Source organism: Streptomyces sp. JH14, assembly GCF_029428675.1.
In the GTDB taxonomy this organism is placed as follows: domain Bacteria; phylum Actinomycetota; class Actinomycetes; order Streptomycetales; family Streptomycetaceae; genus Streptomyces.
On the sequence record NZ_JAJNEL010000001.1, the window covers coordinates 4,619,964 to 4,635,598 of the forward strand.

15 protein-coding genes are annotated in these 15,635 nt (G+C 69.7%); 8 read left to right on the forward strand and 7 right to left on the reverse strand.

Translation table 11 applies throughout. The features are described from left to right. Positions 1-38: 38 nt before the first annotated feature. Positions 39-164 carry a hypothetical protein gene (locus LRD69_RS21020; protein ID WP_277328093.1) on the forward strand — a complete coding sequence of 42 codons (126 nt, stop codon included), beginning with the start codon at positions 39-41 and terminating at the stop codon, positions 162-164. A 50-nt stretch (positions 165-214) separates the two neighbouring features. Here the strand turns inward: LRD69_RS21020 and LRD69_RS21025 are convergent, their stop codons facing one another. From LRD69_RS21025 to LRD69_RS21045, 5 genes are all read right to left on the reverse strand, one after another. Further along, positions 215-664: a DUF3592 domain-containing protein gene (locus tag LRD69_RS21025; protein ID WP_277328094.1), complete on the reverse strand. Its 450-nt coding sequence runs from the start codon at positions 662-664 to the stop codon at positions 215-217. Between the two features lie 20 nt (positions 665-684). After that, positions 685-1,272, reverse strand: a complete 588-nt coding sequence (locus LRD69_RS21030; protein WP_277328095.1) for a hypothetical protein — start codon at positions 1,270-1,272, stop codon at positions 685-687. A 100-nt stretch (positions 1,273-1,372) separates the two neighbouring features. Beyond that, a complete protein-coding gene (locus LRD69_RS21035) occupies positions 1,373-3,343 on the reverse strand; it encodes a hypothetical protein (RefSeq protein ID WP_277328096.1) in 1,971 nt (656 codons plus the stop codon). Between the two features lie 191 nt (positions 3,344-3,534). Then, positions 3,535-4,071 carry a hypothetical protein gene (locus LRD69_RS21040; protein WP_277328097.1) on the reverse strand — a complete coding sequence of 179 codons (537 nt, stop codon included), beginning with the start codon at positions 4,069-4,071 and terminating at the stop codon, positions 3,535-3,537. A 46-nt stretch (positions 4,072-4,117) separates the two neighbouring features. Continuing rightward, a complete protein-coding gene (locus LRD69_RS21045; protein WP_277328098.1) occupies positions 4,118-5,746 on the reverse strand; it encodes a polymorphic toxin-type HINT domain-containing protein in 1,629 nt (542 codons plus the stop codon). A 187-nt stretch (positions 5,747-5,933) separates the two neighbouring features. Between LRD69_RS21045 and LRD69_RS21050 the strand changes: the two genes are divergently transcribed. Then, on the forward strand, positions 5,934-6,734 hold the full coding sequence (locus tag LRD69_RS21050) for a hypothetical protein (RefSeq protein WP_277328099.1): 801 nt from the start codon (positions 5,934-5,936) through the stop codon (positions 6,732-6,734). A gap of 19 nt (positions 6,735-6,753) precedes the next feature. Here the strand turns inward: LRD69_RS21050 and LRD69_RS21055 are convergent, their stop codons facing one another. After that, positions 6,754-7,125, reverse strand: coding sequence for a DUF192 domain-containing protein (locus tag LRD69_RS21055; protein WP_277328100.1), 372 nt, complete (start codon positions 7,123-7,125; stop codon positions 6,754-6,756). A gap of 103 nt (positions 7,126-7,228) precedes the next feature. Here LRD69_RS21055 and LRD69_RS21060 point away from each other — a divergent pair, with 103 nt between their 5' ends. Both LRD69_RS21060 and LRD69_RS21065 read left to right on the forward strand, forming a co-directional pair. Further along, positions 7,229-8,095: an A24 family peptidase gene (locus LRD69_RS21060; protein WP_277329819.1), complete on the forward strand. Its 867-nt coding sequence runs from the start codon at positions 7,229-7,231 to the stop codon at positions 8,093-8,095. A gap of 261 nt (positions 8,096-8,356) precedes the next feature. Further along, positions 8,357-8,815 carry a hypothetical protein gene (locus tag LRD69_RS21065; protein WP_277328101.1) on the forward strand — a complete coding sequence of 153 codons (459 nt, stop codon included), beginning with the start codon at positions 8,357-8,359 and terminating at the stop codon, positions 8,813-8,815. A gap of 277 nt (positions 8,816-9,092) precedes the next feature. Here the strand turns inward: LRD69_RS21065 and mgrA are convergent, their stop codons facing one another. Continuing rightward, a complete protein-coding gene (gene mgrA / locus LRD69_RS21070) occupies positions 9,093-10,133 on the reverse strand; it encodes an L-glyceraldehyde 3-phosphate reductase (RefSeq protein WP_277328102.1) in 1,041 nt (346 codons plus the stop codon). Between the two features lie 200 nt (positions 10,134-10,333). On the opposite strand from mgrA, the gene LRD69_RS21075 reads away from it, so the two are divergent. From LRD69_RS21075 to LRD69_RS21090, 4 genes are all read left to right on the forward strand, one after another. Next, the gene (locus LRD69_RS21075; RefSeq protein ID WP_277328103.1) at positions 10,334-11,095 is read left to right on the forward strand and encodes an isoprenyl transferase; all 762 of its coding nucleotides are present in this window, start codon (positions 10,334-10,336) and stop codon (positions 11,093-11,095) included. A 452-nt stretch (positions 11,096-11,547) separates the two neighbouring features. After that, on the forward strand, positions 11,548-12,870 hold the full coding sequence (locus LRD69_RS21080) for a PhoH family protein (RefSeq protein WP_277328104.1): 1,323 nt from the start codon (positions 11,548-11,550) through the stop codon (positions 12,868-12,870). 390 nt (positions 12,871-13,260) lie between these two features. Beyond that, complete coding sequence (locus LRD69_RS21085) at positions 13,261-13,962, forward strand: lytic transglycosylase domain-containing protein (RefSeq protein WP_277328105.1); 702 nt, start codon at positions 13,261-13,263, stop codon at positions 13,960-13,962. Between the two features lie 133 nt (positions 13,963-14,095). Next, complete coding sequence (locus tag LRD69_RS21090) at positions 14,096-15,559, forward strand: AI-2E family transporter (RefSeq protein ID WP_277328106.1); 1,464 nt, start codon at positions 14,096-14,098, stop codon at positions 15,557-15,559. Positions 15,560-15,635 lie beyond the last annotated feature (76 nt).

Consider the following 15,635-nt stretch of genomic DNA (forward strand, 5'->3'; position numbering starts at 1 on the left):
CGGCACGCAGTCCATCGTGGAGAAGAACGGTCGGGAAGATGACGTCATCTCGTACCCGTAGGGGCTGGGCGCCGCGCGAATTCCCTGCCGACCGGGCCGCCGCCGAACGACTGCGTGAATGGCTGCAGGAATCGGACGGCAAGGGGCTCGACGCCGTGGGGTGAAGGTGCTTCCTTCCCGACCCGCACGCTGAGCACGTGCCTCACCGCAGTCCTCAGAGCCAGCCCCGCATCGCCACGAACCCGTACAGCAGCCCCAGCGAGAACACCGTCAGACCGGCAGCGAACACCGCGGGCATCAGCACCGGACCCCAGGCCCGCGGCCCGGCCACCGTGGCGTGCTTGTCCGGGGCCGCAGGGTCGTACGTGACCCGGACCGGCGCCCCGACCTCGAGGCCGAACGGGCCCGGCGCATGGTCGACGAACTCGACCTCGCGGCCGTCGAGGGTGCGGAACGCGAACACGTACTCCGTCGCGTAGCCGCGCTCCCGGTCCGCCCCCCGGTCCACGACCCGGCGCTCCGCACACCGGCCCTCGACCTGCACCCCGTGCCGGACCAGGCGCAGCACCCGGCTCAGCCGCAGCGCCGAACGCACGGCGAAGGCGCCGAGGAACAGGCCGAACAGCAACAGGAAAGTGGCCGTGCCGCCGGGCAGAACGTTCATGAACGCCAGTCCTCCACGCGCTACTTCACGGTGATCGAGCCGACGAACGCGTCGAGATCCTTCGCGCTCAGCGAGCCCTTCACCGCATTGATCCGGATGGCGAACGGTACGTCCTTCGAGTCGACCCCCGCCACCACCACCCCCGTCATCCGGGTGCCGCTCGCCGGGGTCTGCTCCTTGCCGGACGAGGTGAACTCGTAGTCGATCCGGCGGGCGTCCCGGGCGCTCTCCTCGCCCGCCAGCCGCACATCGGTCGTGGCCTTGCGGGTTGCGCCGAGGCCGATGCCCGCGCCCGCCGCGGCGGCCGCCTCGCCCGCGTCGTCGACACCCGTGGCGAAGTCGAGCTGGACCGAGACCATGCCGGTGCGCAGCCCGTTCTCCACCTTGAGCGCGACGGCCGCGTTGCTCTTGCTGCGCTCGGCCGCGGACTGCTCCTTGTATCCCTTGTCCTTCGGGTAGCCGACGGACAGGCTCTTCGTGTCGAGCGTGCCCCAGCCGTCCGGGACGGCGCCGGTGTCCGTGGTGCCGCAGCCGGTGAGCAGGGTGAGAGCGAGGGCGGCGGCAACAGCCGCGCCGAGCGTACGGGGCTTGGTCCGGGGCTTGTTCACTGCGGTTCATTGCCTTTCGTCATGCCGCGCGGAGGACTGCGGGGGTGCCGCAGGGTGCTGCCGGCCGGTGCGGGGCGCCGTGACGCCCCGCACCGGCTGCTCAGTTCGCGCAGTAGCTGTACGGGAGGAAGCTGCGCTTGTCGCCCTGTGGAGCCCCGAGGAACTGCGCGTCCGTCAGTGTCTCCTTCTTGTGCTCGTCGGAGATCGAGAACCCGAGACTCATGCCGAGCGAGACCTCGAAGCCGAACTCCTGGGCGTCCGACTCGCCGTGGTACTGCATGGTGCTCGACAGTCCGTCCTGGAACATCATCTGGTCGAAGGGGTCGGTGCCGTCGGGCTTCTGCTGCAGCGACTTGTCGCCGAACATGTACTCGAACGGCGCCGTGTTGTTGCCGCTGCCGTCCAGCCACTTCTCGGCGATGGCCCGCTTGTCCTCGGTGGCTTTGTCGGTGTCCTTGCCGAAGACGATCGAGTTCGTCTGGACCTCGATACCGGTCTCCCCGGACGAGTCGGTCACGCTGCCCTTGCCGCCGCGCTTGTCGCCGTCCTTCTTGCCGTTGTCGCCCTTGGCCTCGCCCTTGTCGGAGGTCGAGCCCGTCTCGACCGTCTTCGTCATGTCGATCCGGACGATCTTGCCGGTCTTCTGGTCACGGGTGACGGTGATCGCCCCGGTACGGGTGTCCTTCGCGCCGGCCGTGCCGGTGAGCGGGCCCGCCGTACCGCTGACCTTGCCCTCCAGCTCGAGCTTGGCGGTGTACGTGTACGACTCGTTGCCGTTCACGTCGTCCTTGGTGATGGTCACATCGGGGGAGAACTTGGCCTTGCCGCCCAGCTTGGCGCCGAGCTGCGCCTCGTCGGCCGCGCTGATGGAGAGACCGCCGTCGGCGTACACATTGAGACCGATGGTCGAGTAGGAGATCTTCTTGTCGCCGATCTTCTTCTCGACGTCCTCCTTCTTCTCGGCCCACTTCATGCCCGAGTACCAGCCACCGCCGTAGCCGCCGCTGTACTTCGTCGAGGTCTCCCACATCTTCATTTCCTCGATGTCGTCCCGCATCTTCTTGGCGTCCTCCTCGCTCTTGAAGACCCAGGTGTCACCGTTGGTGATCTTGACGCCGCCGCCGACGTCCACATCCGCCTTGCCCAGCTTGCCGAGCTTCACACCGGGAGTGCTGGCGGTGGCGCCCACGGAGGCCGCGTCCGTGAACGTCATGTAGACCAGCTTGTCGTTCTCGTCGACCTTGCCGTCCCCGTTCACATCCGTCTTGGCCTGGCTGACCTTCTGCTGGAAGCCGTACTCGTTGCCCCACTCGAACCAGCCGATCTTCACCTTGTCGCCGACGGTGTCGGAGACGCTGGAGATCTGGCAGAGCTTCGGCTCGTAGTCGGCATCGGTCTTCGGCTTCGCCGTCGGATCCCCGCCGCCCGTCGAACACCCCGCACTGCCACCGCCCATCGAGCTGATCGCGCACCGGATCCGGTCGCCGATCTGCCCGCCGACACCGGCCATCGCCATCGCGCCGATCAGTGTGACGACGACGACGATCACCCCCAGGTACTCCATGGCGGTGGCGCCGCTGTCGCGCCAGGTGTACGGGTTCGGCGCGGCGGACTTCGGCTCGTCCTCCTCCATCAGCCGGTCGACGGCCAGCCCGACGGCCGAGCCGGTGACCATGACCGCGATCGGCATCAACACGCCCTCGACGCCCACGACATGCCGCGAGACGAAGAGGCCGAACGCAAGCCCGACGACGGGGACGCCCAGGGCGGCGGACAGATACAGCAGACGGGACTCGCGCTGCTCGTCGGGCAGGACGCGTGCGGCGGCCAGGACCGTGAGGAGCGTGGTGATGACATTGGGCACATGCAGCAGGGCCAGCCGCCAGACGAAGTCCTGGAGACGCTCGTCGGTGGCGAGCGTCTCGACGAGCCCGCGGGTCACCAGGATCCCGGCGAAGATGTACACGAGGGCGCCGACCGCCCAACTGCGCGTCAGAGGGAAGAACGCACCCCCGCCGCGCCCACGCGGTATGTGGCCCCCGCTTCCGCTTCCCCAGCCGCCTCTGCTCACGGTTCTTCCCCTCCGCCACTGACTCGCTCTGCCTGCGCCCCGCTGCATGAACCCTGGGGTGTGGCGTGAGCGTACGGCCGGGCGCGTCGGGTGACCTGGGCCCTTGGCCCCAAAGTCGGGCCCAACTCCGGGCGGAACGGGGGCCCGGGGGCCCGGGGCGCCGCGCGGGCGGTGGCGCCGGGCCGACTTCCCTACAGCACAGCCGAATCGACGCCGACGCCGCTGCCGGTCGCACCGCCGTCCGCGCCACCGCTCCCGTACCGCTTCAGCCAGCGCTGTTCGTCCGCCTCGTTGCCGACCTTGATACCGAACGGCCAGGTCGGATCGAGGAACAACGTACGGCCGCCCTCGAAGTCGAGGGCCAGACAGGTGCAGTCGGTGCCGGCGGACGTCCGGTAGGCGCGCAGCCGCGTGCACCGCAGTTCGTCACGGCCGTCACCGAAGAGCTGTTCGCCGCACGAGGCGACGATCACCTCGTCCTCGGCCTCCGCCAGCAGCTCGACATCGGCCCAGTCGACGCCCGGCACGAGCGAGACGCCCAGCCGCGCGTACTGGCCCTGCGACGCGAACCGCAGCAGCCCCTGCCCGCCGTCCAGCCGCAGCCATACGACCAGCGGTTGCGGCCGGAACTCGGGCAGGTCGTCGTCCCGGTCGATCCAGCCCGGGACCAGGACATCGCGGACGCGGTGGTCACGCAGAACCGCTTCGGCCGTCCGCCACCCGCTCATGCCCCGCCCACCCCTTCACCTTCGACTCCGGCACCGACTTCTGCGGCTACTTCTTCTTCGGCACCCTCTTGGTGATCTCGATGCCGGTGTCCAGGCCTTCACCGCTCTTGAGCGCGGTCCAGAAGTCGCCGTTCTCCCGCAGCACGATCGTCACGCCCTTGCCACGATAGATCAGCCCCTCGGGCTCACCCTTCTTCAACGTGCCCTTGCCGACCAGCTCGAACGTGCCGTCCTTGATGGCCTTCGCGATGTCCTCCCGGAACCGCGGCCCGTCCTCCTTCAGCTTCTTGTACTTGGTGCCCAGCGCGTCCTCGATCAGCTTCTTGTGACGCAGGAAGTGGTCCTTGAACTTCTTGGGATCGCCCTCGCCCACCCCGGGCTTCCTGGCCGCCTCGACATCCTCGGGCGACATCTCGCAGTCGTTGTTGTGGACCAGCGCGTTCGATGCGCCGATGCCCACGTAGTACGTGTGGATGCCCTCGACCGTCAGGTCGTACGTGGTCTGCCGCCGGGTGTACCGGGAGACGCCGGTGACCGTCAGCGTGGCGCCGGACTCCGTGCGCAGCTCGTCACCGCGGCCGATGTCACCCGCGTCCGCCCAGCGACGGTCGCCGCTCAGCCAGAACGGGTGCGTGTCCGTCGCCGTCAGCCGGGCCGGTACGCCGTCCTCCGTCACCGCGAGGCGGGTGAAGTGCTTGTCGTCGTACGTGATGAGGGTCCGCTCCACGCGACGGGCACCGGTCGCGCCGCTCACCGGGTCGGTGGCGATCACCCGGTCGCCGACGGAGACCCTCTCGATCGGGATGCGGCGGCCGTCGGCGAGCAGGACCGGCGTGCCGGCGAGGAAGCTGTGGAGCGCCGGGCAGGTCGTCGGCTTCTTCTCGTCGGGCTTGTCCTCCTTTTTCGGAGGGTCCTTCTTCGCGTCGTCGAGCTTCTTTCCGGCGTCCTCGAGCCTCTTCTCGGCTTCCTTGACCTTCTTGCGGTTCTTGACGAGGCCCTTGAGCGCGTCGTAGAGGTCGCCGCCGTGCTTCTTCAAGCTCTTGATGAGCTTGTACGCCTTCTTCCACTTCCACGGGGCCCCGTACTTCGCCCCGAGCTTCCCCACCGCACCGCCGATCAGGCTCAGCAGCACATTGATGAGGGTCTCGGTGCAGGCGCCCATGTCGCCCTTGGTGATGCAGTCCAGGGCGTCGGTGATCCCGAGCTCGTCGGCGAGGATCTTCGCGAGTTCCTTCGCGGCCTCCTTCGCCTTGTCGGTGTTGGACTTCTCCTCCGCCTGGGCGTCCTGGAGCTCCTTGAGCGCCTTGTCGTAATCGATCTGCTCGGGCGTCTTCGGCGTACCGTCGTCATTGCGGTCCGAGGCCGGGTCTCCGGAGCCGGGCCTGCCCGAATCGCCCTGTCCATCCGCTGAGTTGCTGTCGCCGCCGCAGTTCCCGCCGCCCCCGATGCGGCAGACCTGCACCCCGATCTTCTCGGTGAGCTCCGCACCGATACCGGTCGCGACGAGTGCGCCGACGATCGCCCCGACCACGAGAACGAGGCCCAGGTACTCCAGTGCGCCCTGCCCCCGATCACGTCGACGGCGACGCAGACCCACCAACCGGACATCCGTACGCGGCACGGAACCCCGTGACCACCGTCGGACCCGGCGACGCAACTCCCCCAGCTGAGACATGGTCTCGACACTAAAAGTCCCGGCATGCCGGTGTCTTGGGCCTGCGGACCCAATGGCGGACCCGGGGCACGGTCCCGGGATGCGATGCCCGGTGAGCCGTTCCGGAAGGCCAATTCGCTGTGGACAGACCTGAGTTGGGTCCCCGGGCCCACGCACCTGCGGTGTCCGGGTTGTTAGCGTGCCGGGCATGGTCAGGAACGGGGTACCGATGAACGCGCGCAGGGCAGTCATGGTGGCGACGGCGGCAGCGCTCTGCCTCGCGGCGGTCGCCTGCGGCCCGTCCGGCGACGACGCGTCCGGCGGCAAGGGCAAGGGCGACCCGGCCACCCACCCGTCCCGCACCGGCACTCCGTCCGCGTCCGGGTCCCCGTCCGCGCCGCCGTCCCCCTCCCCGCTGCCTGCCAGTACGGGCAGGGTCCTCACCGCGGCCGAGCTGGCCGAGGCCGCACTGACCACGGGCGAGGTGGGCGACTACGAGGTCACCCCGATGCAGGGCGCCGAGGAGACCGACAGCGAGAAGTCCGAGGACCTGGCCTGCCGGCCACTGGCCGCCGTGATCAACGGCGCACCCGAGCCGGCTGCCACCGCGACGGTCTTCCGTACCGTCATGGACAAATCGGAAGAGGGCCGGGACGACCAGACCGTCGTCACCGAAATCCTCGGCTCGCACCCGAAGGGCGCCGCCCAGCAGGTGCTGCGCGACGTCCGGGACGCGGTGCAGGCGTGCGCCGGCGGCTTCAGGGCGGCGAGTGCCGACGGCCCTTCCACGTACAGCAAGGTCGAGCAGCTGGACGCGCTGAAGGTGGGCGACGAGAGCATCGCCTACCAGGTGACGGGGAACATCGAGGGCGACAAGGTGCCGCTCGTCTTCCAGCTGGTCCGGAGAGGCTCGACGGTCGTCACGTTCTACACGGCCGACTTCCTGGACGAGGCGACTCCGGAGCTCCCGCCGGAACTGCTCATCGCCCAGACGGCCAAACTTCCGTGACCGCCCCGGCCGAGCGCACTCAGTCCTGCTGAACGACCCGTACCTGCGATCCGGGCCGCAGCCCCCACTTCTCCATCGCCCCTGCCTCCGCCTCGATCACGTGCCGGGACCGGAACCGCACCATCCCGAGCCGTCCCGGCTTCATCGTGTGGACGGCCACGACGTTGAACTTCCGGTCCAGGTACGCCACATCGATCGCGAACCGCATCCGGAACGTGTGGACGCTCCCGCACGGAGTGATCATCAACGCCCCGTCGACCCCGTCCTGCCCGAGAAGCCCTCTGGACCGCGCCCGGTACGAGGCGGCGATCCGCACCGGCACATCGAGCCCCGGCCCCCCGTCTCCGTCGGTGACCGTCAACGTCCCCTTGCCATTGCGCCATTGACCCATGGCCACGACCGTAGCGGCCGGTGACGGACTCTGGGCCCGGAACGTCACGCAGTGGGTCCCCGGGCCCATGACCCGTGCGCGCCGCCCGCCTAGGGTCGGTTCCGTGTACGCCATGCTGATAGCGATCGCCGCGCTCTGGGGCGCCGCGGCCGGACTGCTGGTCCCGCGCGCCGCCTACCGGTTCTCGGTCGAGCCGGAGGACGCATGGCGGGACACCTGCCCCGCGGGCCATCCCTTCAGCGGGGTGGCCCGCGGCTGGCTCGGATCCACCCGTTGCGCCGCGTGTGCCGGGGGTGCCGGGGTGCGTCCGGCTCCGCAGACGAGGGCGGCGACCGGTCCGGTGCCGGCTGCCGAACCTGCCGGGCCGGGGGAGAGCGGCCGGGGCGAGAGTGCCGGCGGGGCGGGCGGTCCCGTGGAGACGGGTGCGCGTTACGCCCCCGCCGTCCTCGCCCCCGTCGTCACGACCCTCGGCTGCGCCGCCCTGGCCGCGGCCACCGGGCTCCGCCCCGAGATCGTCGTCTGGCTGCTGCTCGCCCCCGTGGCCGTGCTCCTCGCGACCATCGACCGTCGCGTCCACCGGCTGCCCGACCAGCTGACGCTGCCGCTCGCCGGCGCCGCCGCCGCGCTTCTCGGTGGCGCGGCGCTGCTTCCGGAGCACGGCGGATCATGGCCGTCCGCACTGCTCGGCGGACTCGCCCTCGGCGGCTTCTACTTCCTGCTCTTCCTGGTCAACCCGAACGGGATGGGCTTCGGCGATGTCAAGCTCGCCCTGTCGCTGGGTGTGGCGCTCGGCTGGTACGGGTGGGCGGTGGTCTTCGCGGGGGGCTTTGCGGGGTTCGTGCTGGGTGCGGTGTACGGGTTCGGACTGATGGTCCTGCGGCGGGCCGGGCGCAAGACGGGCATCCCGTTCGGCCCGTTCATGATCGCGGGCGCGTTGCTCGGGATCCTGTTCGGCGCGGTCAGCGCCTGACGTCTGTCACACCCGGCACCCACCGGCGTCGTCGGTGCCGATCACGGCGGGCCGATGCCGAGTACCCGGCAGACGCGGAGCGCTGCGACCGGACAGGGACACCGCCCGGCTGCGATCATGGGCAGGTACCTGGTGGGCGGAGACCGCCCGCGTGCTCAGGCCCCCGGGCCGCCGTAGTGCGCGACGGCATCCCGCTCCTTCACCGGTGCACGCCCAAAGGATGCGACCCTGGGCGGTGAACGCATGGGGAGGGAGTGGGCCATGAGGGTGGAGGACGGCGAAGAGGCCTTCCGCAGCGCACGGCAGGGGAACGCCGAATGGCTCAGAGGGGCACGGATCGTCGGTGTCCTCGGACTCTTCTACCGGCCGGAGGGGCGGATGGGGGAGCCGGAGGCCGTCGAGTTCCTGCTGGCCGACGGTCAGTCGGTGCTCTTGACCTGCGCCTCCGACGGGACCCTGCACATCGGCCCCGGCACCTGGCCGCGCCTGCCCGACTGGTGCGTACCCGCGGGTCAATGGGAGTTCGCCGCCCTGCCCCACCTGCCGGAACCGCCCGCCGGCGGGTGGACGGTCAGCCGCACGGAGGAGCGCCGGGACGAGCGCGGCGAGGTGCACGAGGCCGTCATCCGGTGCGAGGGCGGGAGGTTCGTGGTCGTCGGCGGGGACACGGTCGCGATCCGCTTCACCCGCGGCCACCGCGGCGCGGAAGCGGCCACCTGACCCCCGTGGCCGCTCCGGCGTCAAGGTGACGCCCTCGGCCGTCCGTCTTCTCCCTGCTGTCTCCGTGCCCTCTCCCGCCCCCGGAATCCGTGCCCGGAACGCAGTCCGGTGAATCCGGAGAGTAATTATGGGGTGGCGTGGCACGCAGCATCACTTACGAAGGGTTATGGTGGAAACCCCCCCTCGGGCCGGTCCGTATCCCCCCCCCCACGGACCGGCCCGTTTTTTGTGGGCCGGGTGTGCAGGCCCCGAGTGGGACCCGTGAAGACCGGACGAATCAGCCCCGGCCGGCCCAGATATTGGTGCCCGCGGTGTCCACGGCGAAGGTGTCGATCTCCTTCAGCTCCTCCGCGGTGAGTGCCGGTCCGGCGAGCGCCGCGACGTTCTCCTCCAGCTGCTGCACGCTCGACGCGCCGATCAGGGCCGACGTCATACGGCTGTCCCGAAGCACCCAGTTCAGTGCCAGCTGGGCGAGTGACTGGCCGCGCTGCCGGGCGATGTCGTTCAGCCCGTTCAGCCGGCGGACCACCTCGTCGGAGAGCAGGTCCGGGTCGAGGGACTTGCCCTGGGTGGCGCGCGAACCCTCCGGGATGCCCTTGAGGTACTTGTTGGTCAGCAGCCCCTGGGCGAGCGGCACGAAGGAGATGCAGCCCATGCCGACGGTCTCCAGCGTGTCGAGCAGCCCGTCGTCCTCCGTCCAGCGGTTGATCATCGAGTAGGACGGCTGGTGGATCAGGGCGGGCACGCCCATGTCCTTGAGCAGCCGCGCGGCCTCGCGGGTCTGCTCCGCGTTGTACGAGGAGACACCTGCGTACAGCGCCTTGCCCTGCTGCACGGCGGAGGCCAGCGCACCCATCGTCTCCTCGAGCGGGGTGTCAGGGTCGAAGCGGTGCGAGTAGAAGATGTCGACGTAATCCAGCTGCATGCGCTTCAGCGAGGCGTCGAGCGACGACAGCAGGTACTTGCGGGAACCCCACTCGCCGTACGGGCCGGGGTGCATCTCATAACCGGCCTTGGTCGAAATGATCAGTTCGTCCCGGTACGGGGTGAAGTCCTGGTGGAAGAGCTTCCCGAAGTTGAGCTCTGCGGAGCCGGGCGGCGGCCCGTAGTTGTTCGCCAGGTCGAAGTGGGTCACACCCAGGTCGAAGGCGCGGCGCAGAATCGCCCGCTGGGAGTCCAGCGTGCGGTCGTCACCGAAGTTGTGCCAGAGGCCGAGCGAGACGGCCGGAAGCTTGAGACCGCTGCGGCCGGTGCGGCGGTACTCCATGGAGTCGTAGCGCGAACCGGCGGCCCGGTAGGAGGAAGAAGAATCAGTCACGTTTCCTTCCTTATCACGTACTTGTGACAGACCAGGTTGGGCCGGTGCGGCGACCGCGCAGTAATGTGGCGGCGTCGGGGACTGCCACGGCACGGCGGAGCAATGGACTCTGCGGACGAGTGCGGTGATCCCCAGGGGGACGACCCCGGACCCCGGGCAATGGGGCGGGCGGGCCCGCACAGAACCGAGAGGTGAACTCAGTGAACTTGCGCGACCTGGTGTACGGGCTCTACGCGCGCCGGGTGGAGGCCCGCCTCGATCACACCCAGGTGCCCAAGCACATCGGTGTCATCCTCGACGGCAACCGGCGCTGGGCGAAGGCGTCCGGCGGCACTACCGCGCAGGGGCACCAGGCAGGTGCGGACAAGATCCAGGAGCTGCTCGGCTGGTGCAGTGAGACCGACGTCGAGGTCGTCACCCTCTGGCTGCTCTCCACGGACAACTTCGACCGGCCCGCGTCCGAGCTGACCCCGCTCCTCGGCATCATCGAGAACACCGTGCGCGACCTGGCGGCGGACGGCCGGTGGCGCGTCCACCACGTCGGCACGCTGGACCTGCTGCCCGCGCACACCCAGACCGTCCTCAAGGAGGCCGAGCAGGCCACGGTCGGCGTCGACGGAATACTGGTCAATGTCGCCGTCGGCTACGGCGGTCGCCAGGAGATCGCGGACGCGGTGCGGTCGCTGCTGCTCGACCACTCGTCGAAGGGGACGTCGTTCGAGGACCTCGCGGAGATCGTCTCCACGGACCTGATCTCGGAGCACCTGTACACGCGGGGGCAGCCCGATCCGGACCTGGTGATCCGCACCAGTGGGGAGCAGCGGCTGTCCGGGTTCATGCTCTGGCAGAGCGCGCACTCCGAGTACTACTTCTGCGAGGTCTTCTGGCCGGCCTTCCGCAAGGTCGACTTCCTGCGCGCGCTGCGTGACTACGCCGCGCGCGGCCGCCGCTTCGGCGGCTGACGCCGCGGGTCCCCTCCCTCACGGGGCGGACGCACACACCCGGCCCCGGCCCCTGGGACGCCGCAACCCGGGCCGCAGGCCCGTACCCGCGCGGCCCGGGCGCCACTTCCGCCCGCGGCGGCGGCACCGGCAGGCGGGCCGCCGACTCACGTACCCGAGGGCACAATCCCAGCTCAGCCCGCACAAGGCTGCATGGCTTCGCGTGTTCGAGGGAATACCCCTCTCAGGTCGACGTCCGGTCAAAAACCAGGCGGACGTCGTGTCCAAGTGAGTGGCATCGAGTCCGCTCGCCCGGGAGGCGCGTTGCACACGAAGGACCGTACATACAGTGCGGCCGACGAGGGCCGGCGCTCGGCCCGCGCAAGGTGGCCGCAGCCCGGTCCGTCCTCTCCCTTTGGGATGCTCCGCGACGCCGTCGCACCCCAACCTCGTCCGAGGGGGTACGTCCTTCCGTGGTGACCAGTACAAAGCGCCGCATGCCCGACAGGCGCACCTATGTTCTCGACACCAGCGTCCTGCTGGCCGATCCGAACGCCATGGCCCGGTTCGACGAGCACGAAGTCGTGCTTCCGATCGTCGTGGTCACGGAACTGGAGGCCAAACGGCACCATCCGGAGCTCGGCTACTTCGCCCGGCAGGCCCTGCGCCTGCTGGACGACTTCCGGGTCCGGTACGGCCGGCTGGATGCCCCGATCCCGCTCGGGGACCTCGGCGGAACGCTGCGCGTCGAACTCAACCATTCCGACCCCGGTGTACTGCCCGCCGGCTACCGGTTGGGGGACAACGACTCACGGATTCTCGCGGTCGCGCGCAATCTCCAGGCCGAGGGGTACGACGTCACGGTCGTCTCCAAGGACCTGCCCCTGCGCATCAAGGCATCCTCGGTCGGGCTCCTCGCGGAGGAGTACCGCGCCGAGCTCGCCATCACCGACTCCGGCTGGACGGGGATGGCCGAACTCCCGCTCACCGCGGAGCAGGTGGATCTGCTCTTCGGCGAGGAGACGCTGTACGTCCCCGAGGTCGCCGAACTCCCCGTGCACACCGGACTGGTCCTCCAGTCCGAGCGCGGCAAGGCGCTCGGCCGGGTCACCGCCGAGGGCAATGTCCGCCTCGTCCGCGGCGACCGGGAGGCGTTCGGGATCCATGGCCGCAGCGCCGAGCAGCGCATCGCTCTCGATCTGCTGCTCGACCAGGAGGTCGGCATCGTGTCGCTGGGCGGCCGGGCCGGCACCGGAAAGTCGGCGCTGGCGCTCTGCGCCGGTCTCGAAGCCGTGCTGGAGCGCAGGCAGCACCAGAAGGTGATGGTCTTCCGGCCGTTGTACGCGGTCGGCGGGCAGGAGCTCGGCTATCTCCCCGGCACCGAGGCCGAGAAGATGAGCCCCTGGGCGCAGGCCGTCTTCGACACGCTGTCGGCAGTCGCTGGGCGAGAGGTGATCGAGGAGGTCCTGGGGCGCGGCATGCTGGAGGTCCTGCCGCTCACCCACATCCGGGGTCGTTCCCTCCACGACGCCTTCGTGATCGTCGACGAGGCGCAGTCGCTCGAACGGAACGTCCTGTTGACCGTGTTGTCCCGAATCGGGGCCAATTCCCGGGTGGTGCTCACGCATGACGTGGCGCAGCGGGACAACCTCAGGGTCGGCAGGTACGACGGTGTCGTCGCCGTGGTCGAGAAGCTGAAGGGGCATCCGCTCTTCGCCCACGTCACGCTCACCCGTTCCGAGCGTTCGCAGATCGCCGCACTGGTGACCGAAATGCTGGAGGAAGGCCAGATCTGATACGGGTTGCGACCACTGATGCCGTCCGGCGAGCCGAAGATCTTAGCCGGGCGGCATCACGCTGTGGCGGTATTTCCGTGAAACGCCTGGACCAAACGGGGTGTGACCTTTCACACGTAACCGGGAATTGCTTCACGACGGCCCGTTCCGGCAGAGTCTTGCTTCCGTCAGGCCCCGCATACGGCACACCCGCACCTCCACAGGTGCCACGCACCACACAACTCAACAAACGCCGTCCGTATGCCGCCCGCGAGTACCACGCGGCACTCCTCCAGGGGAGTCGCCCACCGGGCCCGTGCCTCCCGTGACCCACGCAGTAGGGAGGCCAGTGTCAGGGGCACGATTGCGCTCGCGAGGTCACCTAAGCGGGCGATGCTGGAAGGACACCGTGTGAGCCGGATCTCGGTCCGGGGGTTCGCCGTGGCGTCAGCCACCGCGGTCACCACCGTCGGCGCCGTCGTAGGCGTTGCTTCGGGCAGCACTCCCGCTGTCGACGACAACAACTTCGAGGCGACCGCAGCCGACACGACGCTGCTCGCCGACATCCCCGCGGGCCAGCAGGCCCAGGTGCAGACCGCCTCGCTGACGCAGCAGGCGGACGCCCAGGCGTCCGCCGCCGATGCCGCGGCGAAGAAGTCCGCCGAGGAAGCGGCCCGCATCCAGGCAGCCAAGGACGCCAAGTCGAAGAAGCAGGCGGCCGAGGACAAGCTGGAGAAGGAGCGTCAGGCCAAGGAGGCCGAGCGCGCCAGCCGTGACGAGGTTCGCAGCGCCTCCGCGTTCGCCACGCAGAGCTCGTACACCGTGGCCGAAGTCCAGGCGATGGCGCGTCAGATGATGCCCGCCGACCAGTTCCAGTGCTTCAGCAACATCGTGGACCACGAGTCCAGCTGGAATTACCGTGCGAGCAACCCGTCTTCCGGTGCCTACGGGCTGGTGCAGGCGCTGCCCGGTTCGAAGATGGCATCCGCCGGCGCCGACTGGCAGACCAACCCGGCCACCCAGATCAAGTGGGGCCTCAGCTACATGAACAGCTCCCGCTACGGCAGCCCGTGTGCGGCCTGGTCGTTCTGGCAGGCCAACGGCTGGTACTAGAACCTTCCGAGGTTCCGTCTCAACCCTGCGAAGCCCCCCACCGTCCTACGGTGGGGGGCTTCGCGCGTGTACCGTCGTCCGGACGACTCCGGGGGGAGCGGTGGGGAGAGAACTCGGGGGAAGAGGGACCTATATGTCGAAACTGCCAGGGTGGCTCGGCCGACTGGGCGCCGAACTGACCGAGCTGGGCGAGCGCCTGGAGGAACGCCGCGCCGCGGCCGAGGCCGAAGAGGACGCCGAGGGGGACCAGGACGCCCGGGCCGGGTTGCCGGTGCCGGTGCCGGTGCCGGTGCTGGTCCCGGCCACCGTGTCCGCCCCCGACGACCACGTGACCACCTCCGGCCGGGTGCCCGCGCCGCCCTCGTACGCCCCGTTCGTCGCCGCCCGGCCCGATCCGGTCGCGGCGATCCCCTGGGGGATGCGGGTCGCGGCCGAGGCCGGCTGGCGCCTCCTCGTCCTCGCGGGCACGCTCTGGGTGCTGATGAGGATCATCAGCGCCGTACAGCTGGTGGTGCTGGCGTTCGTCGCCGCGCTGCTCGTCACCGCGATGCTGCAGCCCACCGTCACCCGGCTCAGGCGGCACGGGCTGCCGCGCGGCCTGGCCACCGCCGTCACGGCGATCCTCGGCTTCGTCATCATGGGCCTCGTCGGCTGGTTCGTGGTCTGGCAGGTCATGGACAACCTCGACACCCTCTCCGACAAGGTGCGGGATGGTATCGACGAGCTGAAGCGATGGCTGCTCGACAGCCCCTTCCACGTCACCGAGCAGCAGATCAACGACGTCGCGAAGAACCTCAGCGACACCATCGGCACCAACACCGAAGAGATCACCTCCGCCGGGCTCCAGGGCGTCACCGTGATGGTCGAGGTCCTCACCGGGATACTGCTGGCGATGTTCTCGACGCTCTTCCTGCTGTACGACGGGAAGCGCATCTGGCAGTGGGTACTCAAGCTGGTGCCCGCCCAGGCCCGGCCGGGTGTCGCGGGCGCCGGGCCGCGCGCCTGGCGGACACTGACTGCCTATGTGCGGGGCACCGTGCTGGTCGCCCTGATCGACGCGATCTTCATCGGGCTCGGGATCTGGTTCCTCGACGTGCCGATGGCGGTACCGCTCGCCGTCTTCATCTTCCTCTTCGCCTTCATCCCGCTGGTCGGCGCGGTGGTCTCCGGAGCGCTCGCGGTCGTCGTCGCGCTGGTCACCGAGGGCGTGTTCACCGCGCTGATGGTGCTGGTCGTGGTGCTGGCCGTGCAGCAGATCGAGGGCCATGTGCTGCAGCCCTTCATCCTCGGCCGTGCGGTACGGGTCCACCCGCTCGCCGTCGTCCTGTCGGTCGCCGCGGGCGGCATGGTGGCGGGCATCGGCGGTGCGGTCGTCGCGGTGCCACTGGTCGCGGTCACCAACACGGTGGTCGGCTACCTGCGGACGTACGGGCAGGAGGCCGCCCTGCGCCACGCACCGCAGCCGCGCGGCGCCACGGCGATCGGCGTCGCCCCCACCCCGGCCTCGGCTCCGGCGCCGCCCCCGGCCTCGCCCCCGGCGCCGTCCTCCCCGCCCGAGAAGGGCGAGGAGGACGGCGAACAGCCGCCGGCGCAGTGAGCCGGAGCGACATATAAGAAGGGCCCCGTGGACGGTCGGTCGTCCTCGGGGCCCTTCTCGTACAGGGGTGGTGCTG